This window comes from Variovorax sp. Root318D1 (genome assembly GCF_001424835.1).
Lineage (GTDB): Bacteria > Pseudomonadota > Gammaproteobacteria > Burkholderiales > Burkholderiaceae_C > Variovorax.
Map to the genome: position 1 here is coordinate 151,753 of NZ_LMCQ01000012.1, position 26,962 is coordinate 178,714.

Here is a 26,962-nt window from a genome sequence, read left to right on the forward strand (position 1 = left end):
CCCCATGACCACATCTCCCCCGAAGAATCCTCCCACCGTGCTGCTCGTTGGCGGCGGCATCGGGGGCATGGCGGCCGCGCTGGCGCTCGCGCGGCTCGGCGTTTCCATCGACCTGCTGGAGCAGAGCGCCACCATCGGAGAGATCGGCGCCGGCCTGCAGCTCGGCCCCAATGCCTTCGCGGCGCTCGATGCGCTGGGCGTGGGCGAGGCGGTGCGCCGCAACTCGGTCTTCACCGACCGGCTCGTGATGATGGATGCGGTCGATTGCGGCGAAGTGGCTTCGGTGCCCGTGGGCGAGGCATTTCGCGCGCGCTTCAAGAATCCGTATGCGGTGAGCCACCGCGCCGACCTGCACGGCGCCATCCACGAGGCGGTGAAGCAGCATCCGCTGATTCGCTTTCATACGTCGGCCCAGGTCGAGTCCATCGATATCGGCACGGGCAAGACGCAAGGCGTGGTCGCCACCACGCGCGACGGCCGCCGCTTCGAGGCCGACGCCATCGTGGGTTGCGACGGCGTGAAATCGGTCGTTCGCGCCAGGCTCGTCGGCGACGAGGCACGCGTCTCGGGCCACGTGGTGTACCGCGCGGTGGTGCCGGTGGCCGACATGCCGGCCGACCTGCGCTGGAACGCGCCCGTGGTCTGGGCCGGCCCCAACTGCCACCTGGTGCACTATCCGCTGCGCCATGGCGAGCTGTACAACCTGGTCGTCACCTTCCACAGCCGCGACAAGGAAGAGTGGGGCGTGTCCGAAGGCAGCAAGGAAGAAGTGCTCTCGTACTTCGATGGGGTGCATGCGCGCCCGCGCCAATTGCTCGACCGACCCACGTCGTGGCGCCGCTGGAGCACGGCCGACCGCGATCCGGTGGAACGTTGGAGCGAAGGCCCCGCCACGCTGCTCGGCGACGCGGCGCATCCGATGATGCAATACCTCGCGCAGGGTGCCTGCATGGCGCTCGAAGACGCGGTGACGCTGGGCGCTGCGGTGCAGGCCTGCGATTTCGACATGCCCGCCGCCTTCAAGCTCTATGAGGCCGCGCGCATTCCGCGCACCGCCCGCGTGGTGCTGTCGGTGCGCGAGATGGGGCGGCTCTACCACGCCAAGGGCGTGGAACGTCTTGTGCGCAACAGCCTCTGGGTGGGCCGCACGCCCGAACGGTTCTACGATGCGGTCGAATGGCTCTATGCCTGGCGGCCCGAGCATTGCCTGGACGATGCGCGACGGGGCTGCTCGGCCGCGGTGATTTCGGCGCACTGAATCGAACGGATTTCTTCCACCATCACCATTCGAGGCCACAGGCCCAGGAGACAAAGGACCATGAACAACAAAATTTCGCGCGCACTGTGGACGGGGCTCATCGCCTTGTCGGCCAGCACCGGCGCCCTGGCGCAGGCCAGCGACTTCCCGAGCAAGCCCGTGACGCTGGTCACGCCTTTCGCAGCCGGCAGCGGGCCAGACGCGGTGCTGCGGATGGTGTCCGACAAGCTCTCGCGCCTGTGGAACCAGCGTGTGGTGATCGACAACAAGCCCGGCGGCGGCGGCTTCATCGCCATCGATCAGGCGCGCCGCGCAGCACCCGACGGCTACACGCTGCTGCAGCTGGACAGCGAGCACATCGCCGCGCTGCCGCACCTGTACAAGTCGCGCAACTTCGTGACGCTGCAGCATTTCGACCCCGTGGCCTCGCTGTTTCGCACGCCTTTCTTCGTGGCAGTGTCCAGCGAGTCGAAGTACAAGAACATGAGCGACCTGATCGCCGACGCCAAGGCCAACCCCGAAGCCATCGTCTACGGCTCGTGGGGCGTGGGCAGCCCGGGCCATCTGGGCGCGCAGCAGCTGGAGGCGCTCACGGGCATTCGCATGCGGCATGCGCCATACCGCGAGGTGTCGCAGCTGTTCTCCAACGTGGGCACCGGCGACGTGCCATGGAGCTTTGCCAGCATTCCTTCGAGCCAGGGCATCTACAAGGCCGGCAAGCTGCGCTACCTGGCCATCGCGGCGCCCAAGCGCATTCCGCAGCTCCCCGACGTGCCGACCATGGCCGAAGCCGGCGGGCCGGCCTCGCTCGAGGTGAATTCCTTCGTCTCGCTGCTAGCGCCCAAGGGCGTGCCGGCCGCGGTCAAGGCCAAGATCAACGCTGACGTCGCCAAGGTCATTGCGGACCCCGAAATCCGCGCCCGCTTCGACACCTTTGCGTTCGAGCCGCTGGCTTGGTCGCCTGAGGAGATCGAGCGCAACGCCGAGGCCAAGTCCAAGGTCTATGGGGAACTGGTGCGCCGGGGCAACATCAGCCTCGAATAGCGGCTGCGATCAGTACCATTACGTTTTTTAACAGTCTTCTTTTTCACCTTCTTCCATGCACGCATCCAAGAGAGCCCTCCTGATCGCCTGCGGCCTGGCAGCCGCCGCCGCGCTGCCGCTGGCGGCCCAGGCGCAGAACAACGCCTGGCCGACCAAGCCCATCCGCCTGCTCGTGGGTTTTCCGGGCGGCTCGACGCCCGACATCGCCGCCCGCACCATTGCCGAGCCGCTGGCCAAGGCGCTCGGCCAGCCGGTCGTGGTGGACAACAAGCCCGGCGCCTCGGGCAACATCTCGGCCGACATGGTGGCCAAGGCCACCGACGACCACACGCTGGGCATCGTGATCAATGGCAACCTCACTTCGTCGAAGATGCTGTACCCACGGCTGCCCTACGACCCGGCGAAAGATTTCACTTATCTGTCGCTGATTGCCACGGCACCGCTCGTGCTGGTGGCGCAGAACAACCTGCCTTCAGGCACCGCCTTCTTCGATGCGGCGCGCAAGGGCGGCGACAAGTGGAACTACGGCTCGGTGGGCGTGGGCTCCGTCGGGCATCTGGGCATGGAGCTGCTCAAGAGCCGCGTGAACGGCTTCAGCCCCGAGCACGTGCCCTACCAGGGCAACCCGCAGGTCGTGACCGCGATGCTGGGCGACCAGGTGCAGATGGCCCTCATCCCTCCGGGCGTGGCCATGCCGCAGGTGCGCGCCGGCAAGCTCAAGGCCATCGGCCTTACCGGCGGCCGCAGCGCGCTGGTGCCCGAGCTGCCACCGCTGGCCGACGCCGGCGTGCGCGACTTCTCGCTCGAAGTGTGGGTGGCGCTGCTCGGGCCCGCCAACCTCTCGAAGACGGCGCAGGCGCGCATCAGCCGTGAACTCGAAGTGATCATGAAGCAGCCCGAAGTGCGCCAGAAGCTCTTCGAGCAGGGCTGGCAGGCGGTGGGCACCTCGCCCGACGGCATGCGCCTTCGCGTCAAGGAAGAGGCGGCGATCATGACCAAGATCATCTCGGCCCGCGGCATCAAGATTCAGTGATGACCACCGTCCAGCACAGCAAGACCCTCACCGAGCCGGCGCGCAAGCTGCCGGTCTTCGGCGAATACGACGTGGTGGTGGTCGGCGGCGGGCCCGCCGGCATTGCCGCCGCCGTCAGCGCCGCGCGCCACGGCGCGAACACGCTGCTGGTGGAACGCTATGGCTTCCTCGGCGGCATGGGCACGGCGGGCGGCGTGACCAACTTCGCAGGCCTGTACGGCAAGCGCGACGGCGAGATGACGCTGCTTGTGCGCGGCGTGACCGACGACCTGCTGGCGCGCATCGAGGCGCTGGGCGGCCTCAACAAGCCGCAGGACGGCATGCAGGGCCGCATCCGCGTGCGCTCCTACGACACCTCGGCCTACAAGATCGCGGCCGACCAGTTGCTGCTGGATGCTGGCGTGCACCTGCTGTTTCACGCCTGGGCGGCCGCCGTGATTCGCGACGGCGAGCGCATCGCGGCGCTGGTGGTCGAGACCAAGTCGGGCCGGCAGGCAATTCGCGCCAACGCCTTTGTCGATGCCAGCGGCGATGCCGACGTGGCGGCCTTTGCGGGCGTGCCCTTCGAAGTGGGTGACGGGCATGGCAGCGGCCTGTTCCCGACCACGATGTTCCGTGTCGGCCAGGTCGATGCGCCCGCGGCGCTCGCGGCCGTCGGCGAGTTCAAGGCCATCAACGACCTGATGGAACGGGTGCAGGCGCAAAAGCCCGGCGCCTACAAGTTTCCGCGCGAAGGCGCGATCCTGCGGCCCAACATCGATCCGCGCGAATGGCGCGCCAACGTCACGCAGATTCGCAATGCCGCGGGCCGTGCGATGAACGGCATCGATGCGCGCGAGCTCACCGAAGGCGAGCTCGAAGGCCGGCGCCAGATTGCCGAATACTTCAAGTTCATGAAGGCCGAGGTGCCGGGCTTTTCGCAGTCGGCCATCGTGGAGATTGCGCCGCAGGTCGGCATTCGCGAAACGCGCCGCATCGAGGGCCTGTATGCGCTCACGGGCGAGGACATCCTGTCGTCGGCCAGCTTCGACGACAGCATCGGCATCAACGCCTGGCCGATGGAAATGCATGCCGACGGCCGCATCGAATGGGCCTTTCCGCGTGACGACAACCGCACCTACAACCAGCTGCCCTGGCGCATGCTGGTGCCGCGCCAGGTCGACAACCTGCTGGTGGCCGGCCGCTGCGCCGCCATGACGCACGAAGGCCAGTCGGCCGCGCGCGCGAGCGGCGGCTGCTTTGTCATGGGGCAGGCCGCGGGTACGGCGGCGGCTTCGCTGGGCGGCAGCTCCAAGTTTGCGGACGTCGATGTGCCTGCGCTTCAGAAGAAGCTGATTGCCGACGGCGCAGATATCGACCGTTGATTTCCACAGGGAGCAGCTGACCGTCCCGCGACAGCGCGCGGGCCTGGGCTTTGCTATGGTTGAGGGTTGATTCTTTTTGCTGACACCCGACCGCCATTTCCGATGACCACCGATCCCGCCACCGCCGCCCGCCTTGTCGACGAACTCGTCGCGCTCATGCAGCTCGAGCCGCTCGGGGGCGACAAGTTCCTGGCCCAGAGCGAGGACATTGGCACGCCCGCCGTGTTCGGCGGCCAGGTGCTCGGCCAGTCGCTCGCGGCCGCGAGCCTCACGGTCGGCGCCGACCGCCCGGTGCATTCGATGCACGCCTACTTCCTGCTGCCGGGCGAGCACGCGCCCATCGAATACAGCGTCGACCGCGTGCGCGACGGCCGCAGCTTCACCACGCGGCATGTGGTGGCGCGCCAGCAGGAGCGCATCATCTTCGAGATGTCGGCCTCCTTCCAGACGGTGGACGACGGCGTCGAGCACCAGTTCGCCATGCCCGCGGTGGCAGGCCCGGAGGGATTGATCAGCGAGATCGACCAGCGCATCGCACTCGGCGACCGCCTGCCCGAGCGCTGGCGCATCAAGGGCCTGGAGCCGCACGGCATCGAATACCGCCGCGTCGAAGCCGACGACCTCTTGACGCCGGAGGTGCGCCCGTCCGAAAGTGCCATCTGGATGCGCGCCATTGCGCCGCTGCCCGACGACCCGGTCGTGCACCGCGCACTGCTCGCCTACGCGTCCGACCACGGGCTGCTGCGCGCCGCGATGCTGCCGCACGGCCTGAGCTTCATGAGCGGCCAGGTGCGTCCCGCGAGCCTCGACCACGCGATGTGGTTCCACCGCGATTTCCGCATGGACGATTGGCTGCTCTACGTGCTCGATTCGCCAAGTGCCGGCGGCGCGCGCGGCCTGTGCCGCGGCAGCCTCTTCTCGCGTGACGGGCGGCTGGTGGCTTCTACGGCGCAAGAGGGGATGCTGCGGGTCAAGCGCTGAGAAGGTGTTCGATGGGTGTTGGATGCTGCTGTTCAGGGCGGCGCTCCCGCCGACGGGGGACATTCGCGGAAGGGAGTACCCGGTGTCCTGTGCACGCGCCCTGAGGCCCCAAGCCCCTACCTACAATTGAGGACATCTGCCCGTGAGGCGTGGCGCGGCCTTTGTCGCCGCGTGCGGGCTGTTTGCATTCTTCATGTCCTCCCCACACAGCCGCCTGCGCACCGAGTGGTGCCCGAGCATTCCACGCGAATTGATGGCCGGTGCCGTTGCCACCTTCGCCCTGATTCCCGAGGTCATCGCCTTCTCTTTCGTCGCGGGCGTCGATCCGGCCGTCGGGCTGTTCGCATCGTTCGTCATCAGCGTCGTCATTGCCTTCACCGGCGGACGGCCGGCCATGGTGTCGGCCGCCGCGGGGTCGGTGGCGCTGGTGGCCGCACCTCTGGTGCATGCGCACGGGCTGCCGTACCTGCTGGCGGCGGGCGTGCTGGCCGGCGTGATGCAGATCCTGTTCGGCCTGCTGCGGCTCGGGGTGCTGATGCGCTTCGTCTCCACCTCGGTGCGCACGGGCTTCGTCAACGCGCTGGCCATCTTGATCTTCGCGGCGCAGATGCCGCACTTCATCGGAGCCAACACGGCCACCTGGGCGATGGTGGGACTGGGGCTCGCCATCATCTACCTGCTGCCGCGCATCACGAAGGCCGTGCCGTCGCCGCTGGTGTGCATCGTGGTGGTCACGCTCGCGGGCCATTGGCTGAACCTGCCGCTCAAGACCGTGGCCGACCTCGGCCAATTGCCCGATGCGCTGCCGGCCTTTGCCTGGCTGTCGGTGCCAATGTCGCTCGAAACGCTGCGCATCATCGCGCTGCCGGCGTTCGCCATCGCGATGGTCGGCCTGCTCGAATCGATGATGACCGCCAGCGTGGTGGACGACCTCACCGACACGCCGAGTTCTAAGAACCGCGAATGCAGCGGCCTCGGCATTGCCAACGTTGCGGCGAGTTTCTTTGGCGGTATCGCGGGCTGCGGAATGATCGGCCAGACCGTGAGCAACGTGCGCTACGGCGGGCGAGGGCGGCTGTCGACGCTGTTTGCGGGCGCGTTCCTGCTGATTCTCATGGTGCTGCTGAAGCCCTGGGTGTCGCAGGTGCCGGTGGCGGCGCTGGTCGCGATCATGGTGATGGTGTCGGCCTCGACCTTCGACTGGGGCTCGCTGCGCACGCTGGTGCGCCATCCGCGCATGTCCAGCGCGGTGATGCTCGCGACCGTGGCCGTCACCGTCGCCACCGACAACCTGGCCGCGGGCGTTGCCACCGGCGTGATGCTGAGCGGCGTGTTCTTCACCTTCAAGGTCGCGCGGCTGCTGCATGTGCATGCCGAAGCTGGAGCTGGCGACGACGGTGTGCGTGTCTACCGCGTGAGCGGCCAGGTGTTCTTCGCATCGGCCGACATGCTGGTGGATGCCTTCGACGTGCGCGAGATCGACGGCGCGCCGGTGCACATCGACGTGTCGCAGGCCCATTTCTGGGACGTGACCGCGGTGGCCGCGCTGAACAAGATCGTCGAGCGGCTGCGCAAGCACGGCAGCATGGTCGAGGTCAGCGGCCTCAACCAGGCTAGCCAGGACCTGATCCTGCGGCTCGACACGGCGCCCGAATGAGCTAGGTGATTTTCCTCATGAGCCGAGTGGTGCCTTGCATCTAGCCTTTCCAGATCCCGTCGGATGTCCGATGAACCGGAAGGCCCTCATGAAAATTCCCGCCCCGGTGCTGACGAACATGCGCCGCACCATCCAGTCCTACGAAGACTCCGCGCGCGAGTACGACGCGATCGTGGCGGACCACCCGCCGCCCGAGATCGAGGACGCACTGCGCCGGATGATGGCGCTCGTCCCCGCCGGCGGCACCGTGTTCGAGATCGGTTCCGGCACGGGGCGGGACGCCGACTTCGTCGAGTCCCTGGGCGGGATCGTCAGGCGCACCGATGCGACGCAGGCCTTTCTCGATCTGCAGGCGGGGCGCGGCAAGAAGGGCGAGCTGCTCAACGTCGTGACGGATGTGCTGGGCGGGCCCTACAGCGCCATCCTCGCGATGGCCGTGCTGATCCATGTCGATCGCGCGCAGGTCGCGCCGGTCCTGCGCAAGGTGTTTGACGCCCTCGAGCCCGGCGGCGTCTTCCTCGTGGCCATGCGCATCGGCGAAGGTGAGACCAATGGCGACTACCAGACCGTGTACTGGGCGAAAGACCCGTTTGCCGAAGAGCTCGCAGCGGCCGGCCTGCGCTTGCAATGGGAAAGGCAGTGGATCGGCCGCGAGAACGTGACGTGGGTCAGCTTCCTCGCCTGCCGTCCACGGGAGCGAGTGCAGGCCTAGACGCCCAGGTAGCGCGTCCACAGCGACCGGTCGGCGTCCAGCGCGGCCGAGTCGCCCTGCCACACCACGCGCCCTCGTTCGAGGATCACGTGGCGGTCGGCCAGCGGCAGCAGGCGCTGCACGTACTTGTCGACCACCAGGATCGCTTCGCCCTCGGCCTTGAGCGTGGCAATGCAATGCCAGATCTCTTCGCGGATCACCGGGGCCAGGCCTTCGGTGGCTTCGTCGAGGATCAGGAGGCGCGGATGCGTCGACAGCGCGCGCGCAATCGCCAGCATCTGCTGCTCGCCGCCCGAGAGCTGGTTGCCCGCATTGGCCTTGCGTTCGGCAAGACGCGGAAACAGGCCGTACAGCGCCTCGATCGTCCAGCGCGGCGCGCTGCCCGGGCGCGGCCGTGCAAAGGCGCGCAGGTGCTCGTCCACACTGAGGTTCGGAAACACATGCCGCCCCTCGGGCACGATGGCCACACCGCGCCGGGCAATGGCATCCGGCTTGTGTCCGCCGATGGCGTCGCCGCCGAAATGCACGCTGCCGCGAACCGGTGCCAGCGTGCCGGTCAGCACCTTCAGCAGCGTGCTCTTGCCCATGCCGTTGCGGCCGAGCAGCGCAAGCACTTCGCCGGGCCGAATGTCCAGGTCGATGCCGAACAACACCTGGCTGGCGCCGTAGCCGGCCTCGATGGATTTCGCATCGAGCAATGTGGTGGTCGCGTTCATGCGTGCCCCTCCGCTTCTGTCCCGAGATAGACCGCCTGCACGTCGGGATGCCCGCGCACTTCGTCGGCTGTGCCGCTCATGAGCACGCGGCCCTGCACCAGCACCGTGAGCCGGTCGGCGAGGCGGAACACCGCGTCCATGTCGTGCTCGATCAGCAGGATCGCCATCGATTCGCGCAGCGATTCGATCAGCTCGACCATGCGCGCGGATTCGTCCGGACCCATGCCGGCCATCGGCTCGTCGAGCAGCAACAGCTTGGGTTCGGCCGCGAGCGCGAGCGCCACGTCGAGCGCGCGCTGTGCGCCGTGCGGCAGCGTGCCCGCGATGCGGTGGCGTTCGTTGCCCAGCCCCACGCGGTCGGCCAGCGCCACGGCGCGTTCGACCAGGCCGCGTTCGGTCGCGCGCGGCGCCATGAAGCGCAGGCTGCTGCCCGCATGGGCCTGGGCCGCGAGCATGAGGTTGTCGTGCACGGTTTCCTTGGCGAATACGCGCGTCACCTGAAAGCAGCGCGACATGCCGGCCGCCACGCGCTGGTGGTCCTTGAAGCCGGTGATGTCCTTCTCGTCGAGCAGGATGCGTCCGGCGTCGGCCTTGAGCAGCCCGGTGATCAGGTTCACCAGCGTGGTCTTGCCCGCGCCGTTCGGCCCGATGAGCGCATGCACTTCGCCGCGCTCCACCGTGAGGTTTACGTGGTCGGTCGCGAGCAAGCCGCCGAAGCGCTTGACCAACCCTTCGATTCTGAAAAGACTCATGTTGTTGCCTTGCTCCCTCGCCCCTCTGGGGAGAGGATTGGGGTGAAGGGCAAGCGGCGCTTGTACAAGGCTGCGAGTCCCTTGGGCGCCCACAGAGCAACAGCAATCAACAACAATCCAAGCGGCATGTGCCAATGCTCCGTGTGCTGCTTCAACGCCTCCTCGAGCACCAGCCAGACCACGGCACCCACAGGCCCGCCCCAGCTGCGCCCGAGCCCGCCGATGACGACCATCACCAGCAGCGTGGCCGACTGCGTCCAGTGCATCGTCGCCGGGCTCACGAAGCCATTGCCGCCCGCGAGCAGCGCGCCGGCCAGCCCTGCAATGGCGCCGGCAATCGCAAAGGCCACCAGCTGCAGCCTGAACACCGGATAGCCCAGCGCACGCATGCGCGTCTCGTTGTCGCGGATGCCCATCAGCGCATGGCCGAAGCGCGATTGCGTCGCGCGGTGCAGCCACCAGAGCGCGAGAGCAACCAGCGCCAGAACCACCCAGTAGAAGTTCGACTCGTTGCCGAGGTCCAGCCCCGGCAGCAGCGTCGGCCGGCTCATCAGCGTGTAGCCGTCGTCGCCGCCGTAGCGGCGCAGCGACACCACCACGAAGTACAGCATCTGCGCGAAAGCCAGCGTGGTCATGATGAAGTAGACGCCGCGCGTGCGCAGCGCCACCGTACCGATCAGCGCCGCGACGAGGCCGGCGACGAGCGCGGCCGCCGGCCACATCACCCAGGCCGACACCACGCCCGCGTCGCTGAGCGCCACCACCGTGTAGGCGCCCATGCCGATGAAGCCCGCATGCCCGAGCGCCACCATGCCGCCGAAGCCGAGGATGAAGTTGAGGCTGGCCGCGGCCAGCGCCACCACCAGCACGCGCCGCACGAAGCCGATGTAGAACTCGATCCCGAACAGCGGCGCGACCAGCGGAAAGGCCGCGAGCACCAGCAGGAGCAGCCCGAGGCCGATATAGCGTGAGGAAGATTTCATGCGCGTGCCGAGAACAGGCCCGAGGGCCGGAAGATCAAGACGATCACCATCAGCGCGTACATCGCGACTTCGGCGAACAGCGGCCCCAGGTCGGCGGCCGTGGCGGGCGGCAGCGTGGCGCGCAGCAGCATCGGCACGAAGGCGCGGCCGATGGTGTCGACCACGCCCACCAAGAGGGCGGCCACGAAGGCGCCGCGCACCGAACCGATGCCGCCGATCACCAGCACCACCAGCGCCGGAATCAGGATGGCCTCGCCCATGCCGACCTGCACCGCGACGATCGGCCCCATCAGCGCGCCGGCCAGCGCGGCCAGCGCCGCACCGAGCAGGAACACGCCGTTGAAGATGCGGCCCACGCGCACGCCCATCAGCTCGGCCATCGGCCGGTCGGAGGCGCCCGCGCGTACCCGCATGCCGATGCGCGTGTGGTTGACCAGCAGGTAGAGCGCGAGCGCCACCAGCAGTCCGCCGACCAGGATGACCAGGCGGTAGGCCGGATACGGCAAGCCGTCGATCAGGTTCACCGGCCCCGAAAGCGCTGCGGGTGTCGGCGCCATCACGGGCGAGGGTCCCCAGGCCATCGTCACGATGTCGTCGGCCACCAGGATCACGCCGAAAGTGGCGAGCACCTGCGCGAGGTGGTCGCGTGTGTAGAGGCGGCGCATCAGCAGCACTTCGAGCAGCAGCGCCACCACGACGGTGACCGCCACCGCAATGACGATGGCCGCCGTGAACGAGCCGGTGCGCGTGTGCGCCTCGGCCGCCACGTAGGCGCCCGACATGAAGAGCGAGCCATGCGCGAGGTTCAGCACGTCCATGATGCCGAACACCAGCGTGAGCCCCGCCGCCAGCAGGAACAGCATCAACCCATAGCCGAGGCCATTGAGCAGCTGCTCGAGAACGAGGATGCCGCTCACTTGAGAGGACACTTGTCGGCGTACGAGTCGCCGTAGTTCGTAAGAACCGTGTTGATCAGCTTGTTCGTGACCTTGCCCTGCGCGTCCTTGCCGATCACGCGCAGGTAGAAGTTCTCGACCGGATAGTGGTTGTTCGCGTACTTGAAATTGCCGCGCGTCGAGGCATAGCTGGCCTTCTTCAGCGCGGCCACCACGGCTTCGCGGTTCTGCGCGTTGCCGCCGGCCTGCTTCACGGCGGCGTCCATCGCAAGGATCGCGTCATAGGCCTGCGCCGCATACACCGACGGATAGCGGCCGTTGTATTCCTTGCGGAACGCGGCCACGAAAGCCTTGTTGGCCGCGTTGTCGAGGTCGTGCGCCCAGTGCGAGGTGTTGAACAAACCGAGCATCGGCTCGCCCACGGCGCCGATCACGTCTTCGTCGGCCGAGAAGCCGCTGGTCACCAGCGTGATGTCTTTCGACAAGCCCGCGCCCACGAACTGCTTGATGAAGTTGATGCCCATCGCGCCGGGCAGGAAGAAGTAGATCGAGTCGGGCTTGGCCGCGCGCAGCTGTGCGAGTTCGGCGGCGTAGTCGATCTGGCCGAGCTTGGTGTAGAGCTCGTCGGCCACCTGGCCCTTGAACTGGCGCTTGAAGCCGCCGAGGGCATCCTTGCCGGCGGGATAGTTGGGCGCAATGAGCACGGTCTTCTTGAAGCCGCGGTCTTGTGCGAACTTGCCGGCGGCCTCGTGGAACTGGTCGTTCTGGTAGGCGGTGCCGAAGAAGTACGCATTGCATTGGGCGCCTGCGAACTGGCTCGGGCCGGCATTGGCCGAGAGGTACGGGACCTTGGCGTTGAACAGCGTCGGGCCCACGGCCAGCGCCACGTTGGAGCCGATGGGGCCGCTGAAGATATCGATCTTGTCGCGCTGGATCATGCGGTCGACCAGCTGCTTGGCCTGGTCGGGGCTGCCGGCCATGTCGGCCTGCACGAACTCGACGTCCTGTCCGCCGAGCTTGCCGCCCAGCTGCTTGATGCCGAGCGCAAAACCGTCACGCGCCTCGGCGCCCAAGGCCGCGAACGGGCCCGAGATGTCGAGCGCCAGGCCCACTTTCACGGGCGCGGCCACGGCGGATGCTGCGCCGCCAAGGGCTGCGCCACAGAGCAGCAGCGAAAGCAGGGTGCGCGGCAGCGCGGACGACTTCGGGGACGGATGGCTCATGGATTCTCCGGGCAAAGGAAGGGTGAAACGACGCCCCGGTGCCGCGCCATGCAGCACCGATGACATTAAACCGTTGATAGCTAAATACTTTAACCATAAACAATTCGGTGTCAACGGTGCTAGCACGAATGGTGCCAATGCCTCGTGTCACTTCCTGGTGCGCGGGAGTCCTTTTCCAGGGGACTTCGCGCTGGTTCAGCCGAACGGATTTGCAGTGGCAAACCAGAGGCCGATGCCCGTCGCGATGATGAATGCGCCGTCGGTCACGCCCGCCACCAGGAAGAACTTGGTCTGCAGCGTGTCGACCAGTTCGGGCTGGCGTGCCGTGCTCTCGAGAAACTTCTGGCCGACCAGTCCGATGCCCAGGCAGGAGCCGAGTGCGGCCACGCCGATGAGCAGGGCGACTGCGAGGGGAAGGATGTTGAAGCCGGTCATGGTGTTTTCTCCTGGTGGTTGATTGACTGGTTGATCGATGGAGGTACTTTCCCAGAGCGGGTGCATGCGGTCCATGACGTGGGAGGTCATGCTGGGCACGAAAAAAAGCCGGCCGTAAAAACGGCCGGCTCTTCCGGAGCATCGCGGAGGGCTATGGAAGCTGCGTCCAGTTCTGGTTGTTGCCGCCGTTGCAGGTCCACGTGATCAATGCGGTGTCCTGCGTGGTGGAACCGTTGGGCACGTCGAGACAGGAACCCGAGGCGCGGTTGCGGATGGTCCCGCCCACCAGGCTCCACTGGGTCGTGTTGCCCGCCGTGCAGGCCAGCTGCACCACCGGTGCATTCGTCGTCGCGGTGCCGTTCTGTGCCAGGCACAAGCCGCTGTGCTCGGCCACCAACTGCACATAGCCGCCGGTGAGGCTGTTCACCGTGAACTTCTCGTTGCTTGCGTTGCCGCACGGCCATTGCACCGCCGTCGCGCCGCTGGTGGTGGACACGCCCTTGATGTTCACGCACATCGTGGGGTTGAGGTCCGAGCGGATGCGCGTGACGACGGCTGGCGCGGTGTCGAGCGAGCGCACGTACTCGCGGATCGCCACCTGGTCGGCCGCGGGCAGGCTGGAGGCGTTGCCGTGGCCGCTGGTGAGCACGTCCTGCAGCGTGGCCGCCTGCCCATTGTGGAAGAAAGCCGTGGTGTTCCAGGTGCCCGACAGCGTCGGCGTGTCGAAGCCCATGCCCGCCAGCGGCTGGTTGATGCCCTTGCCCGACGAGAGCTGGATCGTGCCCACGTCGTGCCGGAGGCCATCGCGCAAGGTGCCGCCGGTGTGGCACGTGGCGCACTGCGCTGTGTTGAACACCGTCTGGCCCCGTGCCGCATCGACGCTCAGGCTGCCATCTGCCGCACGCGCCGGGCTGCGCATGTACTTGTTGAGTGAACCGAGGTAGGCCGCCATGTCGTCGAGCTGCGCGTTCTTGCCGGCCTTGGGCGCGCCCAGCGGATCGGACGTGGCCGCGAAGTCCGCATTCGTCAGAAAGCCGGTGCCGCCGAACTCGTTGCGGATGTCGTTCTCGAAGTCCTGCACCTCGTCGAAGTTGGCGGTCCAGTGCAGCTTGCCGTGCCCCAGGCCGCGGCGGCCCATGAGGCTGATGGTGCGCCGCAGCCCCTCGCCGCGCTGAGTGAAGTCCCACACCATGCCGTCGTCGCCGCCGTCGGCGTGGCAGCTCGCGCAGGAGAGATAGTTGTCCTTGCTCATGCGCCGGTCGGACGCGTTGTAGAACACCTGCTTGCCGCGCAGTGCCGCGGCCGCCATCGGCTCCTGCGCGACCGTCGCCACGTTCTGCAGGAAGATCGGCGCCGCCGATTCCGACGACAGCACCGAGGCCACGTCGTGCACCGACACCGAGCGCGCGAGGAAGTTGTTGACGAACAGGCGCTTGCGCACCGCGTCCAGGTACAGGCCGTGCGGCGCGCTGCTGGCGTTGATCTCGCCCCGCACCGCGCGGCTGTACGGATCGACGATGGCCACGCGGTTGCCTTCCATCTGCGCGACGAAGAGGTAGTCGCCCGACGGCGAGAACAGCGCGGCGCGTGCCGGTGCGCGGTCGTCGAAGTCGATCTGCTCGGCGAACACTTCCGCGGCCGCCTGCAGGTTGACCTGCGAGAGGATCGAGCGGACCGTCTGGTCGTGCAGCAGGTTGTTGCCGTCCCTGAACTTGCCGCGCACGATGTTGTCCTTCTTCGAAGGCAACACCGCCCGCGTGCCGTCCGGCGAGATCACCACCTGGCTCAGGTAGTTGGCTACACCGCGCGCACGGCTCTCGGTGTCCACCGTGGTGGTGTCCACCGGCAGCGCGATGGTGGTCATGGCGCTCATGCTCTGCAGGTTCACCTTGTGCAGCTGGCCGCCCGTCATCTTCGACTTGAAGCGGGTGACATAAGCCACCTGGGCGTCGGAGCTCACCGCGATGCCGCGCAGGTTGCCTTCGAGCGCGACCGCGCTGGTGGTGGCGCCGTTGCTCGGGTCGAAGCTCATCAGCACCGACTTGCTCTCCAGCGTCAGAAGGCCCTTGGCGCCATCGGGGGTGAAGGCCACGCCGTAGGGGCCGCTGCCATAGGCGAGCGGCACGGTGGCCGAGAGCGAGCCGTCGGCCGCATTGAGCGCCACCAGCTTGTCCTCGCCCTGCACCGTGACCCAGATGCGGCCGTCGGGTCCGACAGCCAGCGTCTTCGCCTCGTCGCCCACGCGCGTTTCCCAGCGCTTGGCCAGGGTCTGTGCGTCGATGGCTGCGACCGTGCCGCTGTCGGGGTTCACCGCGTACACCGAGTTCGCATCGCCGACGATGTTGGTGGTGTGCGTCGGCGCGCGCGCCGTGACCGGGGCGATCACCGTGACGATGTAGGTGTAGAAGGTCTCGCGGCCGTTCGCGTCCTTCACCGTCAGCGTCACCGTGTAGTGGCCGGGGCGCGTGTAGGTGTAGGTGTAGTTCGGCTGGCTCGCGTAGGCCGTCTGGGTGCCGTCGCCGAAGTTCCAGCGGAACTGCGCGCCGCTGCTGCCGAGCGTGGCGGGGTTGAACACCAGCTGGCCGTTGACGATCTTCGGTCCGCCGCCGATGCCGGGGTCGCCAATGATGGTCTGTGCGCGTAGCGTGCTCACCTCGGTGTCGGAGAGCACGCGGCCGTAGACGCGCACTTCCGCCAGCGTGCCCTTGAAGAGCGCCGCATTGCCCTGGATCTGGCCCAGCACACTGAACTTGTTCGTGAGGCCCTTGTTGCCCGTGAGGCCGGCGGAGGTGGTCTTCACGCCGTCGACGTACACCGCCTGCGCGCCAGAGGCTGCGTCGCGCGTCAACACCACGTGGTGCCAGTTGCCGTCGTTCACTGGCGCCGTGGAGGTGGTGCCCGCATGGTTGCCCACCGACAGCTTGATGCGCCCGCTGTTGTCGAGCCAGCCCCAGAACACATCGTCCGCGCCGCCGGACTGGTCGCGACCGAAGATGCCGGGCGCGGTCCATGAGTTCGCACCGCCCGCCTGCGTGGTCTTCATGTAGAAGCTCAGCGATGCGGTGCCGCCGAGCACGGTGGCGACGGAATCGTTCTTCAGTGGCACGCCGGCGGTGCGGTTCGCGAAGTTCATGCCGATGCTCTCGAACGCGTCGCCCGACACCGGCGTGCCATTGTTGTTGCCGATCTGGTCGGAAAGATTGCCGGCCAGCGTCCAGTAGTGCATCAGATTGATGTCGGTCGCGTTGCCGGTGTTGAAGGTCGATTTGTAATCCGCGCCGATGGCGTTGCCCGCATAGTCCTTCACGCCGTTGGCCGGAAGGAACACCTCATAGCTGGTGCCGGGAGAGAGCGGCTGCTCGGGGTGGAAGTTGATGATGCCCAACTGCACGCTGTAGGTGCCCGCCAGCGTGTTGCCGCCCACCGGGCGCACGATGAAGGTGTTGGAGTTCACACTCTCGGGCCGGATGTTGTCCGTCATGCCCAGGCCGATGCGCGAGGTAAGCGCCTGCTGCTTCGCGCCGTTGGCGGGAGAGACCTGCGTCACCGCCGGCTTGGTGGTGTCGGGGTCCACCGAATGCACGATGAAGCCGCTGCCCGAGCCGTGGTCGTTACCCACGAAGACGAGATTGCCGAACATCGCGACCTGGCCGTTGTCCGAATGCGAGAAGTTCGGGTCGTCCTCGCGCAGGATGCTGCCGCGGCCCACCTCCACGTGGTTCAGCGGATTGCTCACGTCGACCTTGTGGATGCGGGTCTGGGCGCCCTGGATCACGTAGTTGTCCTGGGTGGCGCAGTACAGCTGTTCGTCGATGACCAGCCGGTTGTCCTCGGCCACGAAGCGCGAACGGTCGCTCAGGTCGTAGCTGTACATCCTGGCGCCGCTGTTGCGCGCGGAGGCATGCACGCTTTTTCCGTCGAAGCAGGTCGCGTAGTAGAACGGCGTGGTGCCCACGATGGAATCGAGCACCTTCGGGTTGAGCGGATCGGAGATGTCCAGGCTCGCGAAACCGCCGTTGCTTTCCATGGCGGTCAGCACCATGTGGTTGCCCATCGTGAAGATCGGGCCGACGCGAAAGCCGCCAAGCTCGCCGGTGGGCACCGGGTTGGGCTTGCCGGCGCCGCGGTTGGCGACCACGGCGTTCGCGGGGTCGGTCGCATCGACGATGAACATGCCCCGGCCCGCCGATGCCACGTACAGGTAGGGCGCCTGCCACCAGAGCTGCCAGGCCACGTTCTCGTAGTCGCCGGCGTTGACGCCGGGCAGTGCCAGCTTCTTCACCTGCTTGATGTCGTTGACGTCGGTGAAGTCCCAGAACTCGACGCCGTTGATGCTCGGCAGCACCACGTACGTCTTGCCGCCGATCTTCGCAGTGCCGAAGGAGTGCGTTTCGCGGAACTCCTTGGTGCGGGCCTCGGGCTCGTAGATCTTCTTGACGAGCTGGATCTGGCGCGGGTTCGACACGTCGTACAGCAGGAAGCCGCCCGGGCCGAGGCCGCTGTCCGGCGCGAACGAGGTGAGGAAGTAGCCGTTGACCATGATGCCCGCGTTCATGCCGTAGTCCTTGCGGCCCGGGTAGGTGGCGGGTACCTCGCGCGACTCGTAGGCGCTGCTGTGCGCCGGATCGAGCGGGTGCGCGGCGCTCGTGATCATCGACACCGGCTTGAACAGTTCGGCCGAGGTGTAGGTGAGATTGCCCAGGCCAGGCCCCTGCAGAGGGAGTGGGTCGGCAACTGCTTCCGCAACGGCCGTTGCCATGCTGTTGAGGGTCGTCATCGGACTGACCCCCGTGATCGCCGCATGCGTCAGCAATGTGACGAGCGGGGCCAGGAACGCCATCAGGAAATACCGGATCTTCATCGTCGCCTCCAGGTTATTGGTAGAAGTTTTCAGGGCAACCCATTCCTCGACCGCTCCCTGGTGCGCGCGCAGGACGCACCCCGGCAGGCGACGGGTCCATCGCCTACCGTGCTGACTTCTTGTTGTGTTCTTGCGCCGGCGCTTTTCTTTGTCTTACTTCGCGCCGCTCGATTCGTAGAGGGCCCAGGCCGCCTCGGCGCTCGCACCGCGGTGGATCATGGCCATCAGCGCACTCACCACCGCCGAAGGATTCGCGTGCTGGTAGACGTTGCGCCCGTACACCATGCCGACCGCGCCCTGGTCCAACAGCGCGCGCGAGCGCGCGAACACCTGCTGCAGGTCTTCGCGACCGCCGCCGCGCACGAGCACGGGGCAGCGCGCGGCCTGCACCACGCGGTGAAAGTCCTTCGGGTCGCTGGTCGGATCGGCTTTGACGATGTCGGCACCCATCTCGCGTGCGAGGCGCACCAGCGTCACGATCTTCTCGGCGTCGCCGTCGACCTGGTAGCGACTGCCGGGGGTGGGCGACTGCATTACCAGCGGTTCGATCATCAGCGGCATGCCGTAGCGGTCGCAATCGGCGCGCACGCGCGCGATGTTCTGCACACACTGGCGGAACAGATCGGGCTCGTTCGGCAGCATGAACAGATTCACGACGACGCAGGCCGCATCGCGCTGCACGGCGGGCAACACCGGATCGTGCTCGTTCTGCAGCTGGGCCCACATTGCGCGGTGCAGCGTGGCGTTGTAGGGGTTGCCCATGTCGATGCGCATCACGAGCGCGGGCTTGTCACGGCCGGGTCGGTCCTGCAGCAGGTCGGACTGGCCGTAGTTGAGCTGGATCGCATCGGGGCCGGCGGCCAGGAGCTTGTCCATGACCTGGGGCATGTCCTCCAGGCCGTCGAGGAATGAGGGCTCGTTGCACACGCCGTGGTCCAGGGCGATGTCCAGGCAGCGGCCGTTGGTGAGCAAGCGGTTGAGCCGCGCGGTCTTGTCTTTCGACATGGGAAAGAACTCCTTGTTGGGGGCGGAAATGAAGAGGGGATATCAGGCGAGCACCGAGAGGTGGCGCTTTGCCGCGGCGTCGATCAGCAGCAGGGCTTCGCCGTCCAGCGCGACCGCACAGGCGCCAGCGTTCTCGATGGACTGCTGGCGCACGCGCGCACCGCACAGCGCGACGGCCACGGTGCCGCGCGCGACGGTCCACGCGATCATCATCTGGCCGAACGAACAGCCCAGCTTTGCGCGCACGGGTTCCAACTCTTCGAAGAAGGCCTTGAGCGTTGCGCGGTTCGCCGGGCTGAAGCGCGGGTTGGCCGCGCGCTGGTCGTCGCCCTTGAATTCGCGCTCGGGGTCGATGGGACCGGCGAGCAGGCCCAGCGCCAGCGACGAATAGCCCAGCACCGCCACCTTGTATTCGCTGCACAGGGGAGCCAGCGTCTTTTCGATCTCGCGGTCGATCAGGCTGTAGCGCTCCTGCGCCGCATCGACCGGGCCATAGCGCAGGTATTCGGTGAGCGTTTCGGGGCTGACGTTGCTCACACCGATGGCGCGGATCTTTCCCTGCTTCTTGAGGTCGAGCAGCGCGTCCATGGTTTCGGCCACGGGCGTGGTGCTGTCCTGCCAGTGCGTGATGTAGAGGTCGATGTAGTCGGTTTGCAGGCGCTTGAGGCTCTCTTCGCATTCATGGAAGATCGATTCACGGCCGAGGAAGCGGTGCACCGGGTGGCCGTCTTCCTCGAAGAAGTGCGTGCCTTGCCGGGTGTGCCAGACCAGGCCGCACTTGGTGGCGATCACGGCTTCCTGGCGGCGTCCCTTGAGCGCGGTACCCACGATGCTTTCGGAGCGGCCGAGGCCATAGGCCGGCGCGGTGTCTATCAGGTTCACGCCCGCGTCCAGCGAGGCATGGATGGCTTCCACAGCGGCTGCGTTGTCCCCGCCGCCCCACATCCAGCCGCCCATGGCCCAGGTGCCCAGGCCAATGGCCGAGCATTCGATGCCCGACGGGCCCAGCGTTGTCTTCTTCATCTTCATCATCGCGTTGTCTTTCTCGTGTTCAGAATGTGGTCGATGGTCACGGCCGCGAGCAGGATCAGGCCCTTGATCACGTCCTGCCAGTAGGGCGACACGTCGAGCAGGATCAGCGAGCTGGTCACCACCGACAGCAATGCCAGGCCCAGCACCGCGCCCAGCACCGTGCCGGAGCCGCCCTTGAGGCTCGCGCCGCCGATCACCGCGGCGGCAATCACGTTGAGTTCCATGCCCATGCCGAAGGTGGGTGTGGCGGCGCCGAAGCGGGCCGTGTAGATCACGCCGGCCAAGCCCGCCGAAGCCGAGCACAGCACCGTGACCCAGAACTTGACGCGGCCGACGCGAATGCCCGAGTACAGCGCGGCCTTCTCGTTGCTGCCGGTGTAGAACACGCGCCGCAGCAGGGTCGAGCGGCGCAGCACGAAGTCGCTCACGATGACGATCGCCACGAAGATCAGGATCACCGCCGGAATGCCGAACAGCGTCCCCTGCCCGATGAACTTGAATTCGGCGGGCAGCGAGAACAGCGACTGCGGCGTGCCCTGCGTGAGCGCGAGGCACAGCCCGCGCACGATGACCATGAAGGCCAGCGAGGCAATGAAGTGGTTCAGGCCGATGCGCGTGACGCAGCCGCCGATCATTGCGCCGACGAGCCCGCTCGCGCCGATGGCCACCAGGCTCGCGAGCCACGGGTCCACGCCCATCAGGAAGAGCTTGCCCGTCACCACCATCGCGAAGCAGACCACCGAACCCACCGAAAGATCGATCCCGCCGACGATCAGCAGAATGGTCATGCCCACCACCACGATGCCTTCGATGGAGAAGGACAGCAGCATCGCGCGGATGTTGTCCCACGTAAGGAAGTAGGGCGACGCGAAGCTCATTGCCACGCAGAGCACCGCGATGATCAGCAGGAGCCCGGCTTCCCGCATGCTCGTGAGCTTGTTGGCGGGCTTCACGGGCCCGCCGCCTGATTGCCTTGGTGGATGGCCCGCATCGAGTTGCGCCGGGTAGTTCATGCTATTTCCTGTTCGCAGAGTCCGGAGGCCAGCCGCAGCAGGGCTTCCTCCGTCATTTCGTTGGAATTCAATTCGCCGGCCAGCCGGCCGTCGCGGATCACCAGCGCGCGGTCGCACAGGCCGATGATCTCGGGCAGCTCCGAAGAGATCACGATCACGCCCACACCCTGGTTCGCGAGCTCGCGCAGGATGTGATGGATCTCGGACTTGGCGCCCACGTCGACACCGCGCGTGGGCTCGTCCATCAGCAGCACCTTGGGGTTGGTGGCCAACAGCTTGGCGATGGCCACCTTCTGCTGGTTGCCGCCCGACAGGCTCGACACCTCGATGGCCACGCCATCCGACTTGAGGTTGAGCTTGGCGCCAAGCTCGCGCGCCAGGCGGTGTTCGGCCGAGCGCTGCAGCAGGCCCCATCCGGAGCTCACGCGCCGCAGCGCCATCGACGAGATGTTCTGCGCGATCGGCAGATCGAGATACACGCCCGCAGCCTTGCGGTCTTCGCTGAGATAGGCGATGCCCTCGCGCAGCGCATCGCTGTACTTGCGAATCGCGAGCGCCTTTCCGTGCAAGCGCACCGAGCCGCGCGTGGCGGGGCGCAGGCCGCACATGGTCTCGGCCAGTTCGCTGCGGCCGGCGCCCATGAGGCCGGCAATGCCGAGGATCTCGCCGCGCTTCAGCGCAAACGAGATGCCGTGCACGCGCGCGCCATCGGCGATGTCGTTCACTTCCAGCACCGGATCTGACGACTCGGTGCCGGCCTGCTTGGGCGGGTAGTAGTTGCCGAGCTCGCGCCCCACCATTCGGCGGACCAGCTCGTCGGCGGTCATGCCGGCCAGCGGTCCGCAGTGCACGTTGCGGCCGTCGCGCAGCACGGTGACCCGATCGCAGTGCGTGAAGATCTCCGCCATGCGGTGGCTGATGTAGATGATGCCGATGCCCTGCGCCTTCAGGTCGTGCAGGACGCGAAAGAGGGCTGCCGATTCGTTGTCGGTGAGTGCGGCCGTGGGCTCGTCGAGGATAAGCACCTTGCAGTCCAGCGTGAGCGCCTTGGCGATCTCCACCAGCTGCTGGCTCGAGATGCTCAGCTCGCGCACGGGCGTGGCGGGATCGATGTCCTGCCCCAGGCGCGCCAGCACCTTGGCCGCGCGCTCGTTGAAGCTGGCGTAGTTCATCCACGCTTGCTTGCCGGCATTGATCTCCGGCATGAAGATGTTCTCGGCCACGGTGGCGTCGGCGCACAGCGCGATCTCCTGGTGCACCAGGCCGATGCCCAGGCGCATGGCGTGCGCCGGGCCATCGATGACCACCTTCTCGTCGTTGAGCACGATGTCGCCCTCGTCGGGGCGATGGATGCCGTCGATGATGTTCATCAGCGTCGACTTGCCCGCGCCGTTCTCGCCGCACAGGGCGTGGATCTCGCCCGCGAAGAGCGAGAAGTCCACGCCCGAGAGCGCGCGCGAAGCGCCGAAGCGCTTGCTGATGCCGCGAAGCTCGAGCAACGTGGTCACTCGCCGATTCCCTTGGTGCCGCGGCGAGCGAGGTACTTGTCCCAGTAGAAGTCGTCGGCGTTGGCCTTGCTGACCACCGACAGGCCGTTGTCCAGGAACGGCACCGACATGGGATTGGTGCCGTTGCGCTTGGCGTCGTTCATCGGGTCGATGAGCGAGGGGTTCTTGGCCAGGAACAGCATCATCATGCCCATATAGCCCTGCATGCCCTGGTTGGGGTTGATGGCGCCGAACACGTCGCCGGCCTTGATCATGTCGAGGATCTTGGCGTTCACGTCGCAGCACATCACGCGGATGTTCTTCTTCGATTCGATCTTGGCCTGCGCGGCGCCCAGGGCCGAATTGGCTTCGGGCATGAACAGCGCACCCAGGTTCGGGTTGGCCTGCGCCAGGCTCAGCACCGCCTGGTAGGCCTTGCTCGGGTCCTGGTTGCTGGCGGCTCGGCCGACCAGCTTCATGCCCGCGTGCTTGGTCTTCATGCGGTTGACGAAGGCTGCGATGCGGCGGTCATGGTTGTCCTGGCCCGGGTTCTCGAGCACCGCGTATTCGCCCTTGCCGTTGAGTGACGCGGCAATCGCGTCGGCCGCCTGCGTGCCTTCGCGGTCGTTGTCCGAGGTGACGAAGGAGGCGCGCTTGGAGTTGGGCGAGTCGGCCGCGAAGGTCACGACCGGGATGCCCATGGCCACCGCCCGGTTGATCGGCTCGATGAACGGATCGGGGTTCATCGGGTGCAGCAGGATGCCCGCGGGCTTGCGCGCCAGCTCCTGCTCGAACGAAGCCAGTTGCTTGTTCACGTCGTATTCCGGCGTGCCGGTGTAGCGCGTACGCACGCCCAGCGTGCGGCCGAGCTGTTTCATCATTTCGTAGACCGGGAACCAGTATTCGACGCCAGACACCATCACGTTCATCACGTAGACGTCGCTGGCATTGCCGCGCAGGCCGGCCCCTGCCGCGGGTGCCGCGGCTTGCTGTTGCGCGAACGCGCTCGCACCCGCCAGGCCGATACCGGCAGCGGCTGCGGACTTCAGGAAATTACGCCTCATTCTTTGTCTCCTCACGTTGACTGGCAGAGCTTTCGACCTGCCTTTGGAGCAAGTCTTTGGGACCTCGGTGTCACATCAGTTGTTATGACAGGCTAGAATGTAATCCCGGCCCGTTTGTCTCGATAACTAGGGGAAACGCTACTGGCGATGCGCTTTTATTCCGCCGAAGCTGTTATGACATGAAGCCAAACATACTGATCGGCGTCGACATGGGGTCGAGCAGCCTGAAAGCGCTGGCCCTCGAAGCCGGAAGCGGCCGAGCCGTCGCCCTGTCCCGCATGCCCTTGCCGCACACCCGCCTGTCCGGCGGCGGCTGCGAAGTGGGCGCTGCGGCGATCCGCGCCGCGCTGACCCACGTGCTGCGCGATGTCGCCCAACAACTCGGCCCGCGCACGGCCGAGGTCCGCGCCATGGCCTGCACCGGCCACGGCGCCGGCCTCTACGCGCTCGATGCCAACGACCGACTCGTGGGCGGCCGTGCCGTCGCATCGACCGACCAGCGCGCCGATGCGCGGGCGCGCGCCTTGTCGTTGAGCCACGGTGCGCAACTGTTCGAAGACGTGGGCTGCGGTCCCTGGCCCGGGCAGCCCACGGTCATTGCGGCCGAGCTGCTGGGCGCGGACGCCGTGCAGCGCGGCGAACTGCGTCGCCTGCTGTTCGCCAAGGACTACCTCGGCTTTCTTCTCACCGGCGAGATCGCCACCGATGCCAGCGATGCGAGCACCGCCGGCCTGGTGTCTCTTGCCACCGGTACCTGGTCGCAAGCGGCCTTCGATGCCTCGGGCCTTGCCGAGCTTGGCGCGCACGCCTTCGGCCCCATCGTGCCCAGCGGCAGCGTGATCGGAAAACTGCAGCCTTCCGAGGCCGCGCTGTGCGGATTGCCCGCCGGCATTCCGGTGGCGATGGGCGCGATCGATCTGCTCGCCTCGATGACCGCCATCTGCGCGGAAGGGCGCGGCCGCGCGGTGTCGGTGTTCGGCACCTGGTGCGTGAACGCGGTCATCGGGCCTGTGATGGAGCCCAAGCCGGCCGTCGCGTCCATCGTGAATTTTGGCCGCACGCACGAACGGCTCTACATGGAGAACAGCCCGTCTTCGATGGCCAACATCGCGTGGCTGGCCGGCGCGCTCGCGCTGCCCGATGCGCGCGCGGTGGTCGACCTGGCCATGACCGTGCCGCTGGGCGCCAACGGCCTGCGCTTCCTGCCTTTCGTCAACGGCGGTGGCGGCGTGACCGCGGGCTTCGTGGGCCTCAAGAGCCATCACACGCGCGCCGACATGGCGCGCGCCGTGGTCGACGCCGTGGCTGCGCTGCATGCGCGGCACATGGCGCGCCTTGCCGCGGGAGGCCTCGCCGTCAGCGAGACAACGGTGCTCGGCGGCGGCGCGAGCGATGCGCGCCTCGTGCGCCTGCTGGCGGCCTTTCTCGGGCGCCCGGTCGAGCGCTGCGCCGACGACGAGACCGGCGCGCGCGGCGCTGCGCTCTACGCCGCCATGTCGCAGGGCTTGGATGACGCAGCGCAGGGCAGTGCCCTGCTCGCGCCCTGCGAGGTGATCGAACCCGATGCACGGGACGCAAGCGCCCATGCGGATTTCAACGCCGGTTTCAACGAACTGATCGACAGCATGTCACCTGTATTCACCCACATCTCGGGAAGTGCGAGATGAGCGCCTGGCAACTCCCTTTCGTGCGCCCGGCCTCGCTGGCGGGACGGCATTTTTCCACCGTCATCGTGGGCGCCGGCATCAACGGTGTCGGCGTGTTCCGCGACCTTTCGCTGCAGCGCGTCGATTGCCTCATCGTCGACAAGGGCGACTTTGGCGCCGGCGCCAGCAGCGCGCCCTCGCGCATGATCCACGGCGGCCTGCGCTACCTGGAGAACGGCAGCTTCTCGCTGGTGGCCGAGGCCACGCGCGAGCGCAACCTGCTGCTGCGCAACGCGCCGCACCTGGTGCGTCCGCTCAAGACGGTGGTGCCGCTTGCAAATTTCTTCGGCGGCCTGATGAGCAGCGCGCTCAAGTTCTTTGGCCGCACGCCGCCGCAGCGCACGCGCGGCCTGCTGGCCGTGGCGCTGGGCCTGCGGCTCTACGACCTGCTGGGTCGCCGCCAGCGCGTGATGCCGGGGCACCGCATCAGCCGTGTGCCGTCGGCCGACCGCGGCCTGTTCCGCGCCGCCATCCGCTGGACCGCCACCTTCTTCGATGCATGGATCAGCCATCCCGAGTGGCTCATCCTCGAACTGATAGGCGATGCCTGCCGCGACCAGCCGCGTTCGGCGGCCGCCAACTACTGCCGCGTGATGGGCTGCGCCGGCAACATCCTCACGCTGCGCGACGAAATCACCGGCATGCTCGTTCGCGTGACGGCAGACACCGTGGTGAACGCCACCGGCGCGTGGCTCGACCGCAGCGCGGCGGTGCTCGGCGGCGCGGGCCCGCGCGTGATGGGCACCAAGGGATCGCATCTCGTGCTCGACCATCCCGCGCTGCGCGATGCGCTCGACGGCCGCATGGCCTACTTCGAGGCGGTCGACGGGCGCGTGTGCATCGTCTATCCGTTTCTCGACCGCGTGCTGGTGGGCTCCACCGACATCCCGGTCGAAGATCCGGACCAGATCGTCACCGAGCCGGCCGAGGTCGACTACCTGATCGACGTGCTGCGGGAGGTCTTCCCGAACATGGCCTTCGGGCGCGGCGACGTGGTCTACACCTATGTCGGCGTGCGGCCGCTCGCGCGTTCGGATGCCGACAAGCCGGGCCAGATTTCGCGCGATCATTCGGTGGTGGTCGATCCGCCGAACGCCACGCGCGACATCGCCATCGTCGGGCTCGTCGGCGGCAAGTGGACCACCTTCCGCTCGCTGGCCGAAGAGGCCACCAACGAAGTGCTGCAGCTGCTGGGCCGCTCGCGCACCGCATCGACCGAACTGCTGCCCATCGGCGGTGGCGCCGAGCTGCCGGCTGATGCGACAGCGTCCGAGCGCTTCGCCGACAAGATGGTCGCCGCCTCCGGCATGGGCCGCGCACGCGCGCTGGCCCTGCTGGGCCGCTATGGCTCCAAGGCATTGCCGCTCGCGCAGCGCCTCGCGGCCTCGGGCGACGTGCCCCTGCAACACGCGCCGGACTATTCGGCCGCCGAGCTCTCGTACCTGTGCCTCGAAACGGGCGTGGTGCATCTCGACGACCTCGTGGTCCGCCGCACGCTGCTCGCCATTCGCGGCCTGGTGACCGATGCGGCGCTGTCCGAGATCGCAGGCGTGGCGGCCGAGGCGCTGGGCTGGGATGCGGTGCGCGCGCACAACGAACTCTGCGCCTGCGCCACCGCGCTGCGGGACCGGCACGGCGTTCGGCTCCAGCCGGCGGCGGCCGGCGAAGAGCCCTCTTTCAATGCATCATTGATGGCCAGCTCAGTCCTTGGCCAGGCTTAAAAAGTGAACAGTTCCAACG

At 67.2% G+C, this 26,962-nt stretch carries 20 protein-coding genes and 1 pseudogene; 9 read left to right on the plus strand and 12 right to left on the minus strand.

Going from position 1 to position 26,962, the window contains the following annotated elements; genetic code table 11:
• Window positions 1-4: 4 nt before the first annotated feature.
• The 7 genes from ASC78_RS10970 (at window position 5) to ASC78_RS11000 (ending at window position 8,049) form a co-directional block, all read left to right on the plus strand.
• Window positions 5-1,258, plus strand: coding sequence for a 3-hydroxybenzoate 6-monooxygenase (locus ASC78_RS10970; RefSeq protein WP_055800654.1), 1,254 nt, complete (start codon window positions 5-7; stop codon window positions 1,256-1,258).
• A 60-nt stretch (window positions 1,259-1,318) separates the two neighbouring features.
• Window positions 1,319-2,302 (plus strand): Bug family tripartite tricarboxylate transporter substrate binding protein, encoded by a 984-nt coding sequence (locus ASC78_RS10975; protein ID WP_055800658.1) that lies wholly within the window; start codon window positions 1,319-1,321, stop codon window positions 2,300-2,302.
• A 55-nt stretch (window positions 2,303-2,357) separates the two neighbouring features.
• Entirely contained in the window at window positions 2,358-3,335 is a 978-nt protein-coding gene (locus ASC78_RS10980; protein WP_055800661.1) for a Bug family tripartite tricarboxylate transporter substrate binding protein, read from the plus strand.
• Window positions 3,335-4,699 carry an FAD-dependent oxidoreductase gene (locus tag ASC78_RS10985; RefSeq protein ID WP_055800664.1) on the plus strand — a complete coding sequence of 455 codons (1,365 nt, stop codon included), beginning with the start codon at window positions 3,335-3,337 and terminating at the stop codon, window positions 4,697-4,699. The genes ASC78_RS10980 and ASC78_RS10985 overlap by 1 nt, the downstream gene beginning before the upstream one ends.
• A gap of 102 nt (window positions 4,700-4,801) precedes the next feature.
• On the plus strand, window positions 4,802-5,680 hold the full coding sequence (locus ASC78_RS10990) for an acyl-CoA thioesterase (RefSeq protein ID WP_055800667.1): 879 nt from the start codon (window positions 4,802-4,804) through the stop codon (window positions 5,678-5,680).
• Window positions 5,681-5,873: 193 nt separating this feature from the next.
• Entirely contained in the window at window positions 5,874-7,337 is a 1,464-nt protein-coding gene (locus ASC78_RS10995; RefSeq protein WP_055800670.1) for a SulP family inorganic anion transporter, read from the plus strand.
• Window positions 7,338-7,425: 88 nt separating this feature from the next.
• Window positions 7,426-8,049: a class I SAM-dependent DNA methyltransferase gene (locus ASC78_RS11000; protein WP_055802050.1), complete on the plus strand. Its 624-nt coding sequence runs from the start codon at window positions 7,426-7,428 to the stop codon at window positions 8,047-8,049.
• Here the strand turns inward: ASC78_RS11000 and ASC78_RS11005 are convergent.
• From ASC78_RS11005 to ASC78_RS11060, 12 genes and pseudogenes are all read right to left on the minus strand, one after another.
• A pseudogene (locus tag ASC78_RS11005) lies at window positions 8,046-8,684 on the minus strand (ABC transporter ATP-binding protein); the annotation flags it as partial. The gene ASC78_RS11000 and the pseudogene ASC78_RS11005 sit on opposite strands and share 4 nt — an antisense overlap.
• Window positions 8,685-8,761: 77 nt before the next feature.
• Window positions 8,762-9,517: an ABC transporter ATP-binding protein gene (locus tag ASC78_RS11010; protein WP_055800676.1), complete on the minus strand. Its 756-nt coding sequence runs from the start codon at window positions 9,515-9,517 to the stop codon at window positions 8,762-8,764.
• The gene (locus ASC78_RS11015; protein WP_055800679.1) at window positions 9,514-10,500 is read right to left on the minus strand and encodes a branched-chain amino acid ABC transporter permease; all 987 of its coding nucleotides are present in this window, start codon (window positions 10,498-10,500) and stop codon (window positions 9,514-9,516) included. Before ASC78_RS11015 ends, ASC78_RS11010 begins: the two co-directional genes overlap by 4 nt.
• Complete coding sequence (locus tag ASC78_RS11020) at window positions 10,497-11,417, minus strand: branched-chain amino acid ABC transporter permease (protein ID WP_082517501.1); 921 nt, start codon at window positions 11,415-11,417, stop codon at window positions 10,497-10,499. The genes ASC78_RS11015 and ASC78_RS11020 overlap by 4 nt, the downstream gene beginning before the upstream one ends.
• Window positions 11,414-12,619 carry an ABC transporter substrate-binding protein gene (locus tag ASC78_RS11025; protein WP_055800681.1) on the minus strand — a complete coding sequence of 402 codons (1,206 nt, stop codon included), beginning with the start codon at window positions 12,617-12,619 and terminating at the stop codon, window positions 11,414-11,416. Before ASC78_RS11025 ends, ASC78_RS11020 begins: the two co-directional genes overlap by 4 nt.
• Before the next feature lie 195 nt (window positions 12,620-12,814).
• A complete protein-coding gene (atpE, locus tag ASC78_RS11030) occupies window positions 12,815-13,054 on the minus strand; it encodes a F0F1 ATP synthase subunit C (RefSeq protein ID WP_012745530.1) in 240 nt (79 codons plus the stop codon).
• Window positions 13,055-13,205: 151 nt separating this feature from the next.
• Window positions 13,206-17,915, minus strand: a complete 4,710-nt coding sequence (locus ASC78_RS11035) for an Ig-like domain-containing protein (protein ID WP_055800685.1) — start codon at window positions 17,913-17,915, stop codon at window positions 13,206-13,208.
• Window positions 17,916-18,068: 153 nt separating this feature from the next.
• The gene (locus ASC78_RS11040) at window positions 18,069-18,920 is read right to left on the minus strand and encodes a class I fructose-bisphosphate aldolase (protein ID WP_055800688.1); all 852 of its coding nucleotides are present in this window, start codon (window positions 18,918-18,920) and stop codon (window positions 18,069-18,071) included.
• A 42-nt stretch (window positions 18,921-18,962) separates the two neighbouring features.
• The gene (locus ASC78_RS11045; protein ID WP_055802056.1) at window positions 18,963-19,949 is read right to left on the minus strand and encodes an aldo/keto reductase; all 987 of its coding nucleotides are present in this window, start codon (window positions 19,947-19,949) and stop codon (window positions 18,963-18,965) included.
• Window positions 19,949-20,965, minus strand: a complete 1,017-nt coding sequence (locus ASC78_RS11050) for an ABC transporter permease (RefSeq protein WP_055800692.1) — start codon at window positions 20,963-20,965, stop codon at window positions 19,949-19,951. The genes ASC78_RS11045 and ASC78_RS11050 overlap by 1 nt, the downstream gene beginning before the upstream one ends.
• Window positions 20,962-22,473 carry a sugar ABC transporter ATP-binding protein gene (locus ASC78_RS11055; protein WP_055800696.1) on the minus strand — a complete coding sequence of 504 codons (1,512 nt, stop codon included), beginning with the start codon at window positions 22,471-22,473 and terminating at the stop codon, window positions 20,962-20,964. Before ASC78_RS11055 ends, ASC78_RS11050 begins: the two co-directional genes overlap by 4 nt.
• Window positions 22,470-23,516 carry a substrate-binding domain-containing protein gene (locus ASC78_RS11060; protein WP_055800699.1) on the minus strand — a complete coding sequence of 349 codons (1,047 nt, stop codon included), beginning with the start codon at window positions 23,514-23,516 and terminating at the stop codon, window positions 22,470-22,472. The genes ASC78_RS11055 and ASC78_RS11060 overlap by 4 nt, the downstream gene beginning before the upstream one ends.
• A 179-nt stretch (window positions 23,517-23,695) precedes the next feature.
• Here ASC78_RS11060 and ASC78_RS11065 point away from each other — a divergent pair, with 179 nt between their 5' ends.
• Both ASC78_RS11065 and ASC78_RS11070 read left to right on the plus strand, forming a co-directional pair.
• Complete coding sequence (locus ASC78_RS11065) at window positions 23,696-25,183, plus strand: FGGY family carbohydrate kinase (protein WP_055800702.1); 1,488 nt, start codon at window positions 23,696-23,698, stop codon at window positions 25,181-25,183.
• Window positions 25,180-26,943, plus strand: coding sequence for a glycerol-3-phosphate dehydrogenase/oxidase (locus ASC78_RS11070; RefSeq protein ID WP_055800705.1), 1,764 nt, complete (start codon window positions 25,180-25,182; stop codon window positions 26,941-26,943). The genes ASC78_RS11065 and ASC78_RS11070 overlap by 4 nt, the downstream gene beginning before the upstream one ends.
• The last annotated feature ends 19 nt before the right edge of the window (window positions 26,944-26,962 follow it).